Source organism: Pseudomonas sp. B21-017, from assembly GCF_024749245.1.
Classification (GTDB): Bacteria; Pseudomonadota; Gammaproteobacteria; order Pseudomonadales; family Pseudomonadaceae; genus Aquipseudomonas.
Window position 1 is genome coordinate 3,566,065 of the sequence record NZ_CP087194.1, and the last position, 17,072, is coordinate 3,583,136.

Sequence of the window (17,072 nt, forward strand, 5' to 3'; positions counted from 1 at the left end):
CCTGATTCAGAGGAGTGAACGTGACCCACGATGCCGAACGCCAAGCCGTCGAATCAGTGCCATCGAACACGCCCCCGGCGATTCGCCGACTCAGAGTACTGACGGTCAATACTCACAAGGGTTTCACCGCCCTCAACCGACGTTTCATCCTCCCGGAACTGCGCGAAGCGGTACGCAGTACGTCGGCGGACCTGGTGTTTCTGCAGGAAGTGGTCGGTGAGCATGACCGGCATTCTTCCCGTTACAACGACTGGCCACCGACCTCGCAGTACGAATTCCTGGCCGACAGCATGTGGAGCGATTTCGCTTACGGTCGCAACGCGGTCTACCCCGACGGCCATCACGGCAATGCCCTGCTGTCGAAATACCCGATCCGCGAATTTCGCAACCTCGATGTCTCGATCACCGGCCCCGAGCGGCGCGGCTTGCTGCACTGTGTGCTGGATGTGCCGGGCCATGCCGAAGTGCATGCCATTTGCGTGCACCTGAGCCTGTTGGAAAGCCATCGACAACTCCAGCTGCAGTTGCTCTGCCTGTTACTCGAATCGTTGCCAGAGGACGCCCCGGTCATCATTGCCGGCGACTTCAACGACTGGCAGTTGCAAGGCAATGCCACCCTCGCCCGACGCGACTACCTGCATGAAGCATTCGAACGCCACCACGGCCGCCCGGCGAAAACGTACCCGGCACGGTTTCCCCTGCTGCGCCTGGACCGCATCTACCTGCGCAATGCCAGCAGTCATGAGCCGCGCATACTCGGCTACAAACCCTGGACGCACCTGTCGGACCATTTGCCGCTGGCAGTGGAAGTACGCCTGTAACACCGTCAAACGACAGGCGCCAAGAACTGCAGCCTGAAGCAGAAAAAATGACAGTAATCACGTCACGGACTTGCTCATGGATTTTGCACTGTTCATCCGTCACGCAACCGATAGCCCACTACCCAATACGTCTGGATTGCACCTTTCAGGATGATTTTTCGCACAAACAACAACTTAGATCAGTGCCAAAAATCAGTCACTTACAGAGTCTAAAATAGCCGTACCACTTATCGGCCATTTTCTTGACGCAGCGCCATCGGTCTTCTTAGCTAGTCCTTACTACCCCCGGAAATCCATCAGGGGCAAGCCTCCAGACACCCGTAAAACGGGCGGGTCGGACCTTGCCTCAATCCATTCGGTCGCCCCTCATTCGGGGTAGGAGAGACGCCACAGCGAGATACGCATGCGATTGCAAGGTAGACCTCCATGAGAACTTCATTCACCCCACAAGAGATAAAATTCACTTTTTGCGTTGTCTCCGGTTCACTCCTGCTGTGCTCATCCATGGAGGTGCGAGCGTCGTCTGCCGAGGACGAAACAACGCCCTGGTACAGCCAGCAACTGCCGACAATTACCTTGCCCTTCGGCTTGGCCACGTATCCCGACCGCTTACGCGTCAACTCAGACTTACCCAGCTCACGCCTGACGATCGAAGACGCCGCCCCCCTGGCCTGGGACCACGTCTATGGCCCGACGTCGCGGCAGGCCCAAACCGATTATCTGGCCCAGGGCACGATCCCCGGAGCCAGCGAATTCAAAGGCCCGGCGCTCCTGACCGTGCAAAGCAACAGCGGTAGTACCCAACGGGTCGGACTGATCGGCGGCACCGCTCAATTCCAGGGTAACGACAACGGCCTGCTGACCAGCCGCGCCCTCGCCGACCCCAGCCACGACACGCTCAACCTTCAAGGTCAAAGCCTTGGTGCCTACTGGAGCCTGACCGGGGCGCAAGGCTGGCACGTCGACTTGACGGCCAGCGGCGGCCGGGTCAGCGGTTTTAGCCGCAACGACCAGGGCGTGCGACAAACCACCGAAGGCAGCGCGATGACAGTGTCGGTGGAAGGTGGTTTCCCGATAGGCCTGAGCGAAAACTGGGTGGTTGAACCCCAGGCGCAGTTGATCAATCAACGCATCACGCTGGATACGCCGTATGCCGGGTCAGGCAACGCCTCGTCCAGCGACCTGACCTCCTGGAGCGGTCGGGTCGGTGCACGCTTGAAAGGCAATTACGATATCAATGGCTTGCCGGTCGAACCCTATGTGCGGACCAACGTGTGGCACACGGTGTACACCGGTAATACCGTGAGCCTGGATCAGGTCGACAAAATCAGCAGCAGTCGCAATTCATCAACGGTGGATGTGGGTCTGGGATTGGTGGCCAGAGTGACGCCTTTGGTCAGCCTGTACGTCAGCGCCGATTACAGCAGCAATGTGGATGACAATGATTTGAATGGGTTGATTGGTAGCCTTGGGGTGCGGATGCGTTGGTAAAAAAAACAAAAGATCGCAGCCTTCGGCAGCTCCTACAGTTCAACGTTGTCCCGCCCACCTGGGACGGTCCCGATCCTGCAGGAGCTGGCGAAGCCTGCGATCTTTTCGATCAACCCTCCGGTCGCAGAATCAACACCGCCAACGGCGGCAAATTCAACACCAGGGAAAGTGCCTGCCCATGGCTCGGTTCTTCCTCGGTGAACACCCCGCCACCGTTACCGTAATTGGACCCGGCATAGGTGTCGGCGTCGCTGTTGATCAACTCGACCCAGCGCCCGGCAAACGGCACGCCGACGCGGTAGGACTGACGCGGCACCGGGGTGAAGTTGGCCACCACCAATACCGGCCTGCCCTCCTTGCTCCAGCGTAGCCAGGCATAAACGCTGTTGATCGCGTCGTCGCCGATCAACCACTGGAAGCCCTGCGGTACATCGTCCTGATCGTGCAGGGCAGGCTCTTCGCGATACAACCGATTCAAGTCGCCGACCAGCTTGCGCACACCCTGGTGTTCCGGATATTGCAGCAAGTACCAGTCCAGCTGCTGATCGTGATTCCACTCCCGCCACTGGCCGAACTCGCAGCCCATGAACAACAGTTTCTTGCCCGGATGGGTCCACATGAAACTCAGGTAAGCCCGCAGGTTGGCAAACTTCTGCCAACGGTCGCCGGGCATTTTGTCGATCAGCGAATGCTTGCCGTGTACCACTTCGTCGTGGGAAATCGGCAGGATGAAACGCTCGGACCAGGCATACACCAGGCCGAAACTCAGTTCGTTGTGATGATGGGCGCGGTACACCGGATCCTGCTGAATGTAATGCAGCGAATCGTGCATCCAGCCCATGTTCCACTTATAGGCAAAACCCAGCCCGCCCTGTTGCGTGCTCTGGCTGACACCCGGCCACGCGGTGGATTCCTCGGCAATCACCAGTGCGCCCGGTGCTTCCAGCGCCACTACGTCGTTGAGATGACGCAGGAAATCGATGGCTTCCAGGTTTTCCCGACCGCCGTGACGGTTGGGCACCCATTCGCCGGCCTTGCGCGAGTAATCGCGATACAGCATCGACGCCACTGCGTCGACCCGCAGTCCATCGACATGGAAATGCTTGAGCCAGTGCAGCGCCGACGCCAGCATGTAGCCGTGCACCTCGGTGCGGCCCAGGTTGTAGATCAGTGTGTCCCAGTCCTGGTGAAAGCCCTCCATCGGGTTGCCGTATTCGTACAGCGCGGTGCCGTCGAACTGCGCCAGGCCATGGACATCGGTCGGGAAATGCGCCGGCACCCAATCAAGGATCACGCCGATTTCGGCCTGGTGACACGCGTTGACGAAAGCAGCGAACTCATCCGGCGAGCCGTAACGGGCGCTCGGGGCAAACTGCGACAACAATTGATAACCCCAGGAGCCACCGAATGGATGTTCCATGATCGGCATCAGTTCGATGTGGGTGAAACCCAGCTCTTTGACGTACGGAATCAGCCGCTCGGCCAACTCGGGCCAGGTGTACTGACGGGCGACTTCGCCCAGGTCATCCAGCTCGCATTGCCAGGAACCGGCATGCAACTCATAGATCGACAGCGGTGCACTGGTTCGCTGACGCTCGCCCCGCGACTGCATCCAGTCCTGATCCTGCCAGTCGACTTGCAGCGGCGAAGCGACTTTCGACGCGGTGTCTGGCGGCAGCGCTGTGGCCAGGGCCACCGGGTCGGCCTTGAGCGGCAGAATGCCGTGGGCGCCGAGGATTTCGTATTTGTAGGCCTCCCCCGCTTGGAGGCGCGGGATGAACAACTCCCAGACCCCAGTGGGATGGCGCAGGCGCATCGGATGCCGACGACCGTCCCAGACGTTAAAATCGCCGACCACCGAGACCCTTCTGGCGTTCGGCGCCCACACGGCGAAGCGCACACCCTCCACGCCATCGACTGTCTTCAGTTGCGCGCCGAGGCAACTGCTCAGATCCCGGTGATTGCCCTCGGCGAACAGGTACAAATCCATCTCGCCAAGTAACGGACCAAAGCTGTAAGGGTCCTCGGCGAGTTGTTCTCCGCCGGCCCAACGGGTTCGCAATAAATAGGGCCGGGCCTGCTCGAAGTGCCCGACGAACAGTCCCGGAGTCTGGGTCGTCTCAAGGCTGCCGAGTTCTTCCCCGGACGCCTTGTCCACCACCTGAACGCTCAAGGCGTCCGGCAGATAGGCCCGAATGAATTGCCCGCCGGCGCCATCGCCGTGCGGGCCGAGAATTGCAAAGGGATCCTGATGTTCGGCGCGTACCAATGCGTCGATATCCCGCGCCTTGGGCAGCAGCGCCTCTTTAACGTGCCCCTGTTCCTTGTTCGAGAAACTCATGACTACTCTCCACCAAGATCGGAAAAGGGTTTAAGCCCACTCAATAATCCATATAAACCGTGCAACGGCACCGGTAGCCAAGTGGGGCGGTTTTCAGCCTCATAGGCCACTTCGTAAGCCGCCTTCTCCAGACCGAACAACGCCAGCGCAGCATCCTCGCCTTCAGGATCTTGCCATGCATGAGCAAGACTAGCTGCCGCCAGCCGATAAGCGTCGACAAATGATTGTCGCGCCTCTCTTAAATAACGCTCGGCAACCCTTTGACGCGCCGCCTGAGCATCCGCCGTGTTATCGACGTTGTGCACGTTGATCGCCATCGCCGCGGCATAATCGAAGGAGCGCAACACCCCGCTGACGTCTTTATAGGGGCTGTGTTTGCCACGGCGCTCATGCAGCGGCCGCGCGGGTTCACCCTCAAAATCGATCAGATAAGCATCACCCTTGATCACCAGCACTTGCCCCAGGTGCAAGTCACCATGGACGCGGATACGCAAGCCGCCAGCGGCCTTTTTGCCCAGCTCCTGGATATGTCCGAGGATGGCTTTCTTGTTGTCCAGCAAGCGGCTGACCAATGTCTGGTCCGCCGCGCTCAGTTCGGTTTGATGTTGCTTGAGCAGCTTCAGTGCATGCTCCAGCTGCGCCGCCACGTCCTTGGCCGAGTCCAGGGCATCTTTCTGACTCATGATGTGTGGGGCAAAGTCCGGGTTGACGCTCGGGGTCGCCAGCACCTGATGCATTTCCCCCAGACGCTGGCCGAGCATGCCGGCAAAATCCTTCAACTCGCCGAGGGCGTTGTAGTGCTGTTCCTGCTCGGACACGGCATCGGCGAGCTCATCGCGAAGCGCTCGTTCGAGGTTGTTCTGGGTCCATTCCCACGCGTCGCCCTGATTACTCAAGTAACCTTGGGCGATCATCAACAGCGTGTCCTCGCCCGCCGCATCGCGACGAATCACCGCCCCCAACAGCGGCGAAATATTTTTGAAACCGGCATGGGTCAGGTACGCGCTCATTTCCAGTTCCGGGTGCACCCCTGACGCGACCTTGCGGATTAGCTTCAGTACCAGGCTGGCGCCGATCACCACCGAACTGTTGGATTGCTCGGCAGACAGGTAACGCACCTGCGACTCGGCACTCAGCCCCAGTTTGGCCAATTCATCAGTAGGCTCGAAACGGATCTCGCCACCGTCCGAGGGCAACACCGTACTGGCCTGCATGCCCTGCAACACTGCATGAACAAAGCTGTCGAGGCTGAAGGCGTCGGTGATCAGGCCGACCTGACGACCGCGACGGACCCTGGCCAGCGCCAATTGCTGCGGCAAAGCCGCGCCAACCTGCTCCTCGGAAATAAAGCCGAATGGCAACTGATAGCGGCTGGTCTGGCCAGCGCTGGTGACGTCGATTTCACTCAACAGCACCGGATGCTGCGGGTCGCCGAAGCGCACGCCGTAAGCGAGGTTGACGCTGTCGATGGTGCCGTCCTTGCCGGCGAACCAGCGGCGATTCTGCAACCAGCTCGGCAAAATGCCCTGCTCCAGTGACTGCCGAGATGGCGCTTCGAGCAGCTCTTCCATGCGCTGTTTCAGCACCAGCGTGGTGAAGTCCGGCAGGCTTTGCGCCGGCTCCACGTGCCAGCTCGGCATCTGGTTCTCCGCCGCCAGGCCGAACCAGTAGAAACCGTAAGGCGCCAGCGTCAGCAGGAAATTCAACTGACCGATGGGCGGGAACGCATTGCCGCCGAGCATCTCCACCGGGACCATGCCGACATACGCCGACAAATCCAGCTCCGCCGCTTGCGCGCTGCGGGACACGTTGGCCACGCACAGAATGATCTCGTGCTTGCCGTCCGCGCCGGTGAATTCACGGGTGTAAGCCAGGATCCGGCGATTGCTCGGCGACAGCATCTTCAGCGTGCCGCGACCGAAGGCCTTGGACTGCTTGCGTATCGCGAGCATGCGCCGGGTCCAGTTCAACAATGAATGAGGGTCGCCGGCCTGGGTTTCGACGTTGACCGACAGATAGCCATACTGCGGGTCCATGATCGGCGGCAACACCAGACTGGCCGGGTCGGCGCGGGAGAAGCCGCCGTTACGGTCGATTGACCATTGCATCGGCGTGCGCACACCGTCGCGGTCGCCGAGGTAGATGTTGTCACCCATGCCGATTTCATCGCCGTAATACAGGGTCGGCGTGCCGGGCATCGACAGCAACAGACTGTTGAGCAGCTCCACGCGACGACGATCACGCTCCATCAACGGCGCCAGACGCCGGCGAATCCCCAGGTTGATCCGCGCCCGACGGTCGGCCGCGTAGTAGTTCCACAGGTAATCGCGCTCCTTGTCGGTGACCATTTCCAGGGTCAACTCATCGTGGTTGCGCAGGAAAATCGCCCACTGGCAGTTGGCAGGGATTTCCGGAGTCTGGCGCAGAATGTCGGTAATCGGGAAACGATCTTCCTGGGCCAGCGCCATGTACATGCGCGGCATCAGCGGGAAGTGAAACGCCATGTGGCATTCGTCGCCGTTCTGGCCTTTGGCGTCGGTGTTACCAAAATACAGCTGAGTGTCTTCCGGCCACTGATTGGCCTCGGCCAGCAGCATGCGATCGGGGTAATTGGCGTCGATCTCGGCGCGGATCTGCTTGAGGACGTCGTGGGTCTCGGGGAGGTTTTCGTTGTTGGTGCCGTCGCGCTCGATCAGGTACGGGATCGCGTCCAGCCGCAGGCCGTCGATGCCCATGTCGAGCCAGTAGCGCATCACCGACAGCACCGCTTTCATCACTTGCGGGTTGTCGAAATTCAGGTCCGGCTGGTGGGAATAGAAGCGGTGCCAGAAGTACTGACCGGCCACCGGGTCCCAGGTCCAGTTGGACTTTTCGGTGTCGAGAAAGATGATACGAGTGCCGTCGTATTTCTGGTCGTTATCGGACCAGACATAGAAGTCGCGGGCCGCCGAGCCGGGCTTGGCCTTGCGCGCGCGCTGGAACCACGGGTGCTGGTCCGAGGTATGGTTGATGACCAGTTCAGTGATCACCCGCAGGCCGCGTTCGTGGGCCTCGGCAATGAAACGCTTGGCATCGGCCAGGGTGCCGTAGTCGGGGTGCACGCCACGGTACTCGGCGATGTCGTAGCCATCGTCGCGTCGTGGCGAGGGGTAGAACGGCAACAGCCAGATGGTGTTGACGCCCAGATCGGCAATGTAATCGAGCTTGGCGATAAGGCCGGGAAAGTCGCCGATCCCGTCATTGTTGGAGTCGAAAAAAGACTTAACGTGAACCTGGTAGATCACCGCATCCTTGTACCAGAGCGGGTCTTTGATGAAGGTGGCTGACCTGGGTTTCTTCGCCATTTGAAACTCCTGTTTAATTCGAATAAAACCGCCGGACCTGTGGCGAGGGAGCTTGCTCCCGCTCGGCTGCGAAGCAGTCGTAAAACCTGCAAATGAGGTGTGACTGACATATTGTCTGGGGCCGCTGCGCGACCCAGCGGGAGCAAGCTCCCTCGCCACAAAAGCCCCCTCGCCACAGTCAAGAAGCGGTAATCCGCCAAATCCCGAACGGCAGATGCCACGGTTCGATCCGCATGAACTGGTACTTGCCGTGCCAGGTCCAGCGGTGACCGTTCATCAAGTCTTCGCCTTGGGTGCTGGCATCGTCGGGCAGGCCCATTTCCCACAGCGGCAATTCAAAATTCGCTTCCTGGGCGTTATTCGGATCGAGGCTGACGGCCACCAGAATGAAATTGCTGCCATCCTCACTGCGCTTGCCGAAATACAGAATGTTGTCGTTCCAGGCGTTGTAGACCTTCAGGCCCAGATGCGTGTGCAGCGCCGGGTTCTGCCGGCGGATGCGGTTGAGCTGGGCGATTTCGGCAATGATGTTGCCCGGCGCGTTGAAGTCCCGCGGGCGGATCTCGTACTTCTCGGAATTGAGGTACTCCTCCTTGCCCGGCACCGGCGCCGCTTCACACAGCTCGAAGCCCGAATACATGCCCCATAACCCGGAACCCATGGTCGCAAGCGCCGCGCGAATCAGAAAACCCGGGCGCCCGGAGTCATGCAGGAATGCCGGGTTGATGTCCGGCGTATTGACGAAAAAATTCGGCCGGTAGCATTCACGCCATGGCGACTCGTTGAGTTCGGTGAAATAAGTCGCCAGTTCGGTCTTGGTGTTGCGCCAGGTGAAATAGGTGTAGCTCTGGGAGTAACCGACCTTGCCCAGGCGCGCCATCATCGCCGGCGTGGTAAAGGCTTCCGCCAGAAATATCACCTCGGGGTACAGCGCCCGCACATCGGCGATCAACCACTGCCAGAACGGCAACGGTTTGGTGTGGGGGTTATCAACGCGAAACAGCTTCACGCCCTCTTCGACCCAGCCCACCACGATGTCCCGCAATTCAACCCACAGGCTGGGAATCGCATCCACGGCATAGAAATCGACGTTGACGATGTCCTGATATTTCTTCGGCGGGTTCTCGGCGTATTTGATCGTGCCGTCCGGGCGCCAGTTGAACCAGCCCGGATGCTCTTTGAGCCAAGGGTGATCCTGGGAACACTGAATCGCAAAGTCGAGGGCCACTTCCAGCCCATGTTCGGCGGCCGCCGCGACGAGCCGGCGAAAGTCTTCGCGGCTGCCCAGTTCCGAGTGAATCGCCTCATGCCCGCCTTCTTCGCTGCCGATGGCGTAAGGACTGCCCGGGTCGTCGGGGCCGGCGGTCAACGAGTTGTTCGGGCCTTTTCGATAGCTGCGGCCGATCGGGTGGATCGGCGTGAAGTACAGCACGTCGAAGCCCATGTCCTGAATCATCGCCAGCCGCGTATGCACGTCATTAAAGGTGCCATGACGGGCCGGATCATCCGTGATCGAGCGTGGGAACAATTCATACCAACTGGCGAACTGCGCCAACTCCCGCTCCACGTCCACCGGAAATTCAGGACTCAGGCTCACGAAGGGACGATGATCGGCCTGGGCCATCAAGTCCGCGCTGCGTTGGTGCAGAAACAAGGCAACCTGCTCGGTTTCGAGCAGACCGGACAACTCATGGTGCAACGCCGCCAGCTGCTCGCTGAGGAGGCCTTCACTGCGTTCCGCTGCCTGCTTGACGTGCAGGCGCCCTTCCTGCAATTCCAGGCTGACCGACATGCAGGCCCCGTGCTTCTTTTTCAGCTCATAACAAAAACTGGCGTACTGATCGATCCAGGCTTCGATACAGAACGCATAGCGGCCCTGCTTCTTGACACGGAACTGGCCCTGCCAGCCGTTATTGCCCAACTCGACCATCACCTCGCTTTGCCAGGTGTCGTCGCCTTCGGCACGCCAACGGATGCGCACGGCCAGTTTGTCATGACCGTCGGCAAACACTTTGCTGGTCACCACCACGTCCTGATCGACCACGGCTTTAACGGCAAATTGCCCGCCATCGAGGGTCGGCATGGTGTTTTCGATCACGATACGCGGCAGCAGCAACGCCTGGGACAGCGGTATATGCGGGTTGTAGCTTAGTTCTGTGGGTTTTTCAGCGGTCATCGAGCATCTCTCCTTACGCCCCAAGGACGCTCTTGTGCCTGGTCATCACTCACACGAAGCGATCTGCCCCGAGATGAACTCAAGGGTATGAACACACATAAGTTCCGAGCCACAGGCGCCGGCAAAGTTCAGAGGGATTTGCCAGGTCCTTCGAGGAATCAATCCCCCGGGCACGGGTCAACCAACTTAAGCACGACTCACGCCATCTATCGGTTGCACAGAACAATCACCGGCAAATGCGTCCTAACACTTAATGAATCCGCAAAAAGGACTCCTCCATGACCGTGCGCATCGACAACCAGACCTGCTTCTTCATCACCGAAAACGGCGAAGAAATCCGCCTTTGCCCTGATATCACCATAATCACTGACGAGGAAAAATCCATGTCGGCAGTGGAACTCGACGGCCAGCGCTTCTACATCACCGAAGCAGAAGCCGACGCATTGACCGTAGCAGGTGCTGTGGACGGTCGCCGGCATTTGAAGGCCACGAACAGTGATTCGGTGATTTGACTGACCGGCATCAACACAACCCACCAGCGCCTGACATAGGTACTTGCAGCCCGCCCTTGCGGGTGCATCAAGTTGTCGCAGGCGGGTGTGGGTAGCCCATCTGATCCGCTTTTTATTGCGTTAGCTGAGTCTGTTATGCAAACAGATCGCTGGTCATAGTGCTCAGGCCTGATGGAGGCTGATGAGCGAAAGACCATGAGCGATAGAATCCCCGTCCGAACCGTTGAACCTGCCTCGTTTATAAAAAACAATGAGCCTTCGCGTCCAAAGATGAAGGCCAAGTCCAGTGACAACCTGATCCACACCCGCAGCTTCACCGGCCTGTTCCGCACCCTGCGCATGAGCGGCGCGGGGTTTCTGTTTCTACTGTTCTTCGGCACGGTGTGGCTGAACTGGGGCGGCCGCCAGGCGGTGCTCTGGGACCTGTCCGAAAGCAAATTCCACATCTTCGGCGCGACCTTCTGGCCCCAGGATTTCATCCTGCTGTCGGCGCTGCTGATCATCGCCGCCTTCGGTCTGTTTGCGATCACCGTGTTCGCAGGCCGGGTCTGGTGCGGTTACACCTGCCCGCAGAGCTCCTGGACCTGGATCTTCATGTGGTGCGAGAAGATCACCGAAGGCGAGCGCAACCAGCGGATCAAGCTGCAAGCCGCGCCCTGGGGCCTGAACAAACTGCTCCGTCGCTCGGCCAAACACACCTTGTGGCTGGCGATCAGCCTGCTCACCGGCCTGACCTTTGTCGGCTACTTCACACCGATCCGGCCACTGGCCGAAGAGCTGCTGACTTTGCAAATCGGCGGTGTCAGCCTGTTCTGGGTGCTGTTTTTCACCGGTGCCACTTACATCAACGCCGGCTGGCTACGTGAAGCCGTGTGCATGCACATGTGTCCATACGCACGGTTCCAGAGCGTGATGTTCGACAAGGACACCCTGACCATTTCCTACGACGTGGCTCGCGGCGAAAACCGTGGCCCGCGCAAACGTGAAGTGAAACCCGCCGAGGTCGGCCTGGGTGATTGCATCGACTGTCAGGTGTGCGTCCAGGTTTGCCCGACCGGCATCGACATCCGCGATGGCTTGCAGATGGAATGCATCGGTTGCGCCGCATGCATCGACGCCTGTGATTCGATCATGGACAAAATGGGCTACGCCCGAGGGCTGATCAGCTACACCTCGGAGCATCAATTGCAGGGTGGCAAGACCCACCTGCTGCGCCCGCGCCTGATCGGTTACACCGCGGTGCTGCTGGTGATGATCGGCGCCTTCGCCCTGGCCTTGGTGGAGCGACCGATGGTGTCGCTGGACGTGAGCAAGGACCGTGGCCTGTTCCGCGAGAACAGTGAAGGTCAGATCGAAAACATCTACAGCCTGAAGGTCATCAACAAGACCCAGCAACGTCAGGAGTACCGTCTGACACTGGTCGACGACGACGGCTTCCAGTTGCAAGGCAAGACCGAACTGAGCCTGGCCCCCGGTGAAATCGTCGATGTACCGGTGTCGGTGGCGATGACCACGGAACGGCCGAGCAGCAGCTCGCAGACGATCAGTTTCAAGATTGTCGACAGCGATGAGCCGGGTATCTATAGCGTGGCCAAGAGCCGCTTTGTTGCACCGATGAACCGCTGAGCCTTTAAGATGCAATCCTTTGTCAGATGCGGTCCCCTGTGGCGAGGGAGCTTGCTCCCGCTGGGGTGCGAAGCGCCCCTGAAAATCTACGACTGCTACGCAGCCGAGCGGGAGCAAGCTCCCTCGCCACAACAGCGCACTACATGAATAACTCCAAATCGGGCACTCGATGAAACGCTACGAAAAATTCGCCGACGACATCGCTGAACTGATCCGCTCCGGCGTACTTGGCCCCGGCCATCGGGTGCCATCGGTGCGCTACGCCAGCCAGACCTACGGCGTCAGCCCGTCCACGGTGTTCCAGGCCTATTACCTGCTCGAACGTCGCGGCCTGATCCGCGCGCGACCGCGTTCCGGCTACTTCGTCAATGCGCATGCACCGAGCCCGTTCTCGGAGCCGGTGATCAGCAGCCAGGTCAACGAGTCCACCGAAGTCGACGTCAGCGAACTGGTGTTCTCAGTGCTGGACTCGATCAAGGACCCCACCACTGTACCCTTCGGCTCGGCCTTCCCCAGCCCCACGCTGTTCCCGCTGCAGCGTTTGTCCCGCTCGCTGGCCAGTGCTTCCCGGGAGATGGACCCGCGCATGGTGGTCACCGACATGTCGCCGGGCAACCCGCAACTGCGTCGGCAAATCGCCCTGCGCTACATGGTCGGCGGGCTGATGCTGCCGATGGAAGAACTGCTGATCACCAACGGTGCGCTGGAAGCGCTGAACCTGTGCCTGCAAGCCGTCACCGAGCCTGGCGATCTGGTGGCCATCGAAGCCCCGGCCTTTTACGCCAGCCTGCAAGTGCTGGAACGGCTGAAGCTCAAAGCCGTGGAAATCCCCGTCCACCCGCGAGACGGCATCGACCTCGGCGTACTCGCCCAGACCCTGGAACGGCACCCGATCAAGGCCTGTTGGTGCATGACCAGTTTCCAGAACCCCATGGGCGCGACCATGCCCGAGGCGAAGAAACAGGAACTGGTGGAGTTGTTGCGCAGCCATCAGGTGCCGCTGATCGAGGATGACGTTTACGCCGAGCTCTATTACGGCCAACAGGCGCCGAAACCGGCCAAGGCGTTCGACACCGAAGGGCTGGTGATGCATTGCGGTTCGTTCGCCAAGAGCCTGGCCCCCGGCTACCGCATCGGCTGGGTCGCCGCCGGGCGCTATGCGCAGAAAATCGAACGGCTGAAACTCATGACCTCGCTGTGCGCTTCAATGCCCGCCCAGGCCGCCATCGCCGATTACCTGCAACACGGCGGCTACGACCGGCACCTGCGCAAACTGCGTTACGCCCTGGAAGAACAGCAAAGTGCCATGCTCGCCGCCATCGCCCGCTACTTCCCGGCCCAGACCCGCGTCAGCCAACCGGCCGGCGGTTACTTCCTGTGGCTGGAACTGCCACCGCAGATGGATTCGTTGAAATTGTTTCAGATGGCATTGGCGCAGGGGATCAGCATTGCACCGGGGCCGATTTTTTCACCGACCCAGCGGTTCAGGAATTGTATTCGGTTGAATTATGGCAGCCCGTGGACCGAGGATTCGGAGAAGGCGATGGAGACGTTGGGGCGGATTGTCAGGTCCTTTTAACAGCAAAAGATCGCGGCGCCCACAGGCGCGTGGGAGCTGCCGAAGGCTGCGATCTTTTGATCTTGCTTCTGATCTTTACCGCCCACCACCAAGATCGACGAAAGTCCCGGTCGCATACGACGCCTTATCCGACAACAACCACACAATCGCCTCCGCCACTTCATCCGGCCGCCCACCGCGGGCCATCGGAATCGCCGACTCAAGTTTGCTGACCCGGTCCGGATCGCCGCTCAATGCATGGAAATCGGTGTAGATGTAACCCGGACGCACCGCATTGACGCGAATCCCCTCGCCCGCCACTTCCTTGGACAGGCCGATGGTGAAGGTGTCCAGCGCCCCCTTGGACGCGGCGTAATCCACGTACTCGTTGGGTGAACCCAAACGCGAGGCGACCGAGGAGACGTTGACGATGCTGCCGCCCTGCCCGCCGTGTTTGGGCGACATGCGCAAAATCGCGTGTTTGGCGCAGAGGATCGGCGCCAGGACGTTGGTCTTGAGGATTTTCAGAATGCGGAATTCCGACATTTCGTCGATCCGCGACTTTTGCCCGACGGTGCCGGCGTTGTTCACCAGCGCGGTGACCCGACCCAGTTCGGTGTCCACCCGATGAAACAGAGCGATCACTTCGTCTTCGATGCTGACGTCGGCACGCACGGCGATGGCTTGGGCACCGCGTGCGCGGACTTGCTCCAGCACACTGAGCGCCGCCTGTTCGTCGGACTGATAATTGATGCAGATCCGATAACCTTGTTCGGCGGCCAACAGGGCCGTGGCGGCGCCGATTCCACGGCTGCCGCCGGTGATGACGATGACTTTGTCCATGCTGGCTTTCCCCCCGTTCCAAGCGTAAGCAGTCGGGGCCAAGAATAACCGCCATTGCGCGGTTTTGCATGGGCCTGCATCAACCCTGTGATGACAAACCTGTGGCGAGGGAGCTTGCTCCCGTTCGGCTGCGAAGCAGTCGTAAATTCAGGCAACCTGGTAGATCTGAAGAAATGAGGGGGGCCGCTTCGCTGCCCAGCGGGAGCAAGCTCCCTCGCCACAGGCATTCCCCCATCATCTCAGGGGTCCGTCAGCCGGTAGCCGATTGCTCCCCGCGGTGTATGTCGACCATGAAGCGATCGGCCGGCAGCGGATGCCCGAGCAGGTAGCCCTGCAACGAGTCGCAGCCCAGCTGGGTCAGGAAGTCTTGCTGGACGCCGGTTTCCACCCCTTCGGCGACGATCCGCAGGCCCAGCGCCTGGCCGAGGGCGACGATGGCCGAGACAATGGCCGCGTCGTCGCTGTCGTGCTCCAGATCGCGGACGAAACCCCGGTCGATCTTCAGTTCATTGGCCGGCAGGCGCTTGAGGTACATCAAGCTCGAATAGCCGGTACCGAAGTCATCGATGGACAGGTCGACGCCCATTTCCGACAGCTCCTGCAACACCGTCATGCTCGCATCGGCGTCGCTCATGGCGGTGGTTTCGGTGATTTCCAGGGTCAGGCTGTTGGCCGGCAGATGATGGGTGGCCAGGGCCTTGGCAACGCTCTGCACCAGCCCCGCGTGGCAGAATTGCAAGGCCGAGAGGTTCACCGCGATACGCCAATCGGTGTAACCGAGCACGTACCACTCGCGCATCTGCCGGCAGGCCTCGTTGAGCACCCACTCGCCAATCGGAATGATCAGCCCGGTCTTCTCCGCAAGGTCAATGAACGTGTCCGGCTGCAGCAGGCCCAGGGTCGGATGCTCCCAGCGCAGCAACGCCTCGGCGCCCACTGGCCGGCCATGACCGGCGTCGAATTTGGGCTGGTAATAAAGCTTGAATTGTTGCTGATCGACGGCACTGCGCAAGTCCTGGAGCAATTGCAGCTGTTTGCGCGCGTTGCTGTTCATCGAGGCGTCGAAGAAGCGATGACCGTTTTTCCCGGCGCCTTTGGCGTGGTACATCGCGGCATCGGCGTTCATCAGCAACTCATCGGCCGTCTGACCGTTGCCCGGATAGAGCGCGATGCCGACACTGGCGGAAATCTGCAAGTCATGTTCGGCGACCCGGAACGAGCGCGCAATCAACCCGACCTGACGCTCCGCCAGGCTCAGCGCATCGTTCGGCTCGTTCAGGCGCACCAGCAACACGAACTCGTCGCCGCCGATCCGCGCCAGGGTGTCCTGGCTACGCAGGTCTTCGCGCAGGCGCAGTGCAACTTCACGCAACAGCTGGTCGCCCATGTGATGGCCGAACGCATCGTTGACCGGTTTGAAGCCGTCCAGATCAATGAACATCAACGCAAAACAGCTGCCCTGCTCCTGCACTTTCGATATGGCCTGATCGATACGGTCGGCCAGCAACATGCGGTTGGGCAAACCGGTCAGGGTGTCGTGCAAGGCCAGTTGAGTGAGTTCACGGTTGGCCACGGTCAGCGAGTGGGCGAGGTCCGCGGTGCGAGCCTCCAGGCGGGCATCGAGGATCGACGTCAGCAAGGCGATGCTCAATATCGCCAAGGTGGTGATCAGCACCAGGCTGTCCAGCCCCTTGCCGTTCAAGCCGCTGACCGCCGCACCACAGAAACTGCCGGCGGCAAAGCGCGCCGCGGCCATGCCGGTGTAGTGCATGCCGACGATGGCAATGCCCATGATGACTGCAGCACCCGCACGGAACAGGCGAACATGCGGCGTGTGCTGGCGCAGGCGGAAAGCGATCCATAACGCCGCGCCCGACGCGCCGACGGCAATCAGCAACGACGCGCCAAACAGAGTCGGGTCGTAATCGATTCCCGGCTGCATGCGCATGGCGGCCATGCCGGTGTAATGCATGGCGCTGATACCCGCGCCCATGACCAGCGCGCCGAACGCCAGTTGCCAGGCCGGCAGCCGTGGCTGACTGACCAGCCAAAGGGCAAAGCCGCAAGACAGCACCGCGATCAACAGCGACAGTGCCGTGAGGGTGGTGTCGTAGCCCAGGTCGATCGGCAATGTGAACGCAAGCATGCCGATAAAATGCATCGACCACACGCCGATGCCCATCGCAAAAGCGCCGCCCGCCGTCCATAAATGCACCGCTCGGCCCTTAGCCGTGGCGATGCGTCCGGTGAGGTCAAGCGCGGTATAAGAGGCCAGTATCGCCACGCACAGCGATATGAAAACCAGCGTAAGGGAATAACTACCAATGAGCATGGGATTTCTCGCAACAGCCCCCGCCATA

Annotated in this window: 10 protein-coding genes; 5 read left to right on the forward strand and 5 right to left on the reverse strand. The window is 60.3% G+C overall.

Annotation, left to right across the window (positions count from 1 at the left end):
- Positions 1–20 precede the first annotated feature (20 nt).
- Together LOY28_RS16055 and LOY28_RS16060 are read left to right on the forward strand one after the other, a co-directional pair.
- The gene (locus tag LOY28_RS16055) at positions 21–821 is read left to right on the forward strand and encodes an endonuclease/exonuclease/phosphatase family protein (RefSeq protein WP_018926127.1); all 801 of its coding nucleotides are present in this window, start codon (positions 21–23) and stop codon (positions 819–821) included.
- A gap of 426 nt (positions 822–1,247) precedes the next feature.
- Complete coding sequence (locus LOY28_RS16060; RefSeq protein WP_026286421.1) at positions 1,248–2,312, forward strand: autotransporter outer membrane beta-barrel domain-containing protein; 1,065 nt, start codon at positions 1,248–1,250, stop codon at positions 2,310–2,312.
- Between the two features lie 109 nt (positions 2,313–2,421).
- Here LOY28_RS16060 and glgB read toward each other — a convergent pair whose 3' ends face one another.
- From glgB to LOY28_RS16075, 3 genes are all read right to left on the reverse strand, one after another.
- Positions 2,422–4,653, reverse strand: a complete 2,232-nt coding sequence (gene glgB / locus LOY28_RS16065) for a 1,4-alpha-glucan branching protein GlgB (protein ID WP_258612119.1) — start codon at positions 4,651–4,653, stop codon at positions 2,422–2,424.
- A 2-nt stretch (positions 4,654–4,655) separates the two neighbouring features.
- Positions 4,656–7,997, reverse strand: coding sequence for a maltose alpha-D-glucosyltransferase (gene treS, locus LOY28_RS16070; RefSeq protein WP_258612120.1), 3,342 nt, complete (start codon positions 7,995–7,997; stop codon positions 4,656–4,658).
- A 178-nt stretch (positions 7,998–8,175) separates the two neighbouring features.
- Positions 8,176–10,173, reverse strand: a complete 1,998-nt coding sequence (locus LOY28_RS16075; RefSeq protein ID WP_258612121.1) for an alpha-1,4-glucan--maltose-1-phosphate maltosyltransferase — start codon at positions 10,171–10,173, stop codon at positions 8,176–8,178.
- Positions 10,174–10,451: 278 nt separating this feature from the next.
- On the opposite strand from LOY28_RS16075, the gene LOY28_RS16080 reads away from it, so the two are divergent.
- From LOY28_RS16080 to mapR, 3 genes are all read left to right on the forward strand, one after another.
- Positions 10,452–10,685 carry a DUF3203 family protein gene (locus LOY28_RS16080; protein ID WP_018926132.1) on the forward strand — a complete coding sequence of 78 codons (234 nt, stop codon included), beginning with the start codon at positions 10,452–10,454 and terminating at the stop codon, positions 10,683–10,685.
- 195 nt (positions 10,686–10,880) lie between these two features.
- Positions 10,881–12,311, forward strand: a complete 1,431-nt coding sequence (gene ccoG, locus LOY28_RS16085; RefSeq protein ID WP_026286422.1) for a cytochrome c oxidase accessory protein CcoG — start codon at positions 10,881–10,883, stop codon at positions 12,309–12,311.
- 169 nt (positions 12,312–12,480) lie between these two features.
- The gene (mapR, locus tag LOY28_RS16090; protein WP_018926134.1) at positions 12,481–13,890 is read left to right on the forward strand and encodes a GntR family transcriptional regulator MpaR; all 1,410 of its coding nucleotides are present in this window, start codon (positions 12,481–12,483) and stop codon (positions 13,888–13,890) included.
- A gap of 75 nt (positions 13,891–13,965) precedes the next feature.
- Here mapR and LOY28_RS16095 read toward each other — a convergent pair whose 3' ends face one another.
- Together LOY28_RS16095 and LOY28_RS16100 are read right to left on the reverse strand one after the other, a co-directional pair.
- Entirely contained in the window at positions 13,966–14,712 is a 747-nt protein-coding gene (locus LOY28_RS16095) for an SDR family oxidoreductase (protein ID WP_018926135.1), read from the reverse strand.
- 250 nt (positions 14,713–14,962) lie between these two features.
- Positions 14,963–17,044, reverse strand: coding sequence for a bifunctional diguanylate cyclase/phosphodiesterase (locus tag LOY28_RS16100; RefSeq protein WP_026286423.1), 2,082 nt, complete (start codon positions 17,042–17,044; stop codon positions 14,963–14,965).
- Positions 17,045–17,072 lie beyond the last annotated feature (28 nt).